We start from the raw sequence: 1,374 nt of genomic DNA, 5'->3' as shown, positions 1-1,374 counted from the left end.
TCGCGCTCGGCATCCCCGGCCCCGCCGACGCCCTCGACGCCGCCCTGCCCCGCTCCGCCGACGCCCCGCTCACGCTGCCCGGCATCCCGGCCGCCCGCGAGCACCACGACACCGCGCAGGCGCACACGTCGTCCACCGCCTCCCGCGAGTCGGCTCCGCTCGTCTCCTCGGCCCCGTGAGCCGTCCCCGTACCGGCGCGCACGCGCCGCCGCGTCCCGTACCGCGCGAGCACCACGACCCACCGGCGGTCGCCGGAACCCGCAACCCCTCCCAGGCACCGTCACCGCCGCCCGCACCACCACCGGGACCCGCACCCGCACCACCACCGGGGCACGCCGCCCCGGCCCCGTACGACCCACGCGGCATCCCCCCAGAACCGGCCCGCAGCCAGGCTGCACCACCAGAGACCCCTGTCCCTTCAGCACGCCGTCCCTCAGCACGTCCTTGCCACAGCGCCGCACCCTCCGCACGCCCGCTCCAGCACGCCCGCTCCCGCACACGCGCCTCAGCGCAGCCGCCCACGTCCCCCTGTTGCGTACCTCTTTGCCGCCCCTGCCCCCGTCCGCACGACCGCGCAGCGCGCCGCTCGCGCAACCCCGCCCCCCGGCCCCCTGGCCGCAGGGGCCCTTGGCCGTGTCCACGCGCTGTCGGCGCCGCATCCCTCGCCGACGCCCCCGCCCCCAGCACGCCGAAAGGCCCCCGGTCCTGAGACCGGGGGCCTTTCGTGTCGGTGGGGCTAACAGGACTTGAACCTGTGGCCTCTTCCTTATCAGGGAAGCGCTCTAACCGTCTGAGCTATAGCCCCGCGCGCTCGCGCGCTGACCTCTGAAGATTAGCGCACGAGGCGGCCAGTCCCAAAATCGGTTACTCGTCCTCCGCGAGCGTGAGCTCGACACCGCCCACGAAGCCGGCGGAGAGGTTGTAGATGAAGGCACCGAGCGTGGCGAGCGCCGTCATCAGGACGACGTCGATGATCGCGATCACCGAGGTGAACATGAGCACGCGCGGCAGCGACAGGAAGGACTCCAGATCGAAGCCGCCCCCGTCACTGGAGCTCGTCGCCTCCGCGACCGTGTCGCCGACGGTGGAGAAGACGCCCATCGCGTCCATGACCATCCACAGCACCGCCGAGGCGACGATCGTGCAGATGCCGAGCGCGATGGAGAGCAGGAAGCTCACCTTCATGACCGACCACGGGTCGGCCTTCGCCACCCGCAGCCGTGCCTTGCGCGTGCGCGGCACCGGACGGGCGCCCGTCCGCGGCTTGCGCACGCCGCGACCCGCCGAGCCGCCGCCCGACATCCCGCCCAGGCCACCCACCGGGCCCTGACCGCCCGTGGGCGGCTGGTACGCCTGCGGAGGCTGGTACGGGGC

1 protein-coding gene and 1 tRNA gene are annotated in these 1,374 nt (G+C 73.9%); both read right to left on the bottom strand.

Translation table 11 applies throughout. From position 1 onward, the window contains the following. Positions 1 to 731 precede the first annotated feature (731 nt). Positions 732 to 805: transfer RNA gene (locus G3I42_RS27340), tRNA-Ile, on the bottom strand. A 59-nt stretch (positions 806 to 864) separates the two neighbouring features. Next, the coding region (locus G3I42_RS27335; protein ID WP_239096706.1) for a DUF3566 domain-containing protein at positions 865 to 1,374 on the bottom strand (510 nt) is incomplete at its 5' end.

This window comes from Streptomyces sp. SID11385 (genome assembly GCF_010548245.1).
Taxonomy (GTDB): Bacteria; Actinomycetota; Actinomycetes; order Streptomycetales; family Streptomycetaceae; genus Streptomyces.
The sequence above is the reverse complement of the archived record's forward strand: the minus strand, read 5'-3'. Positions and strand labels throughout refer to the sequence as shown.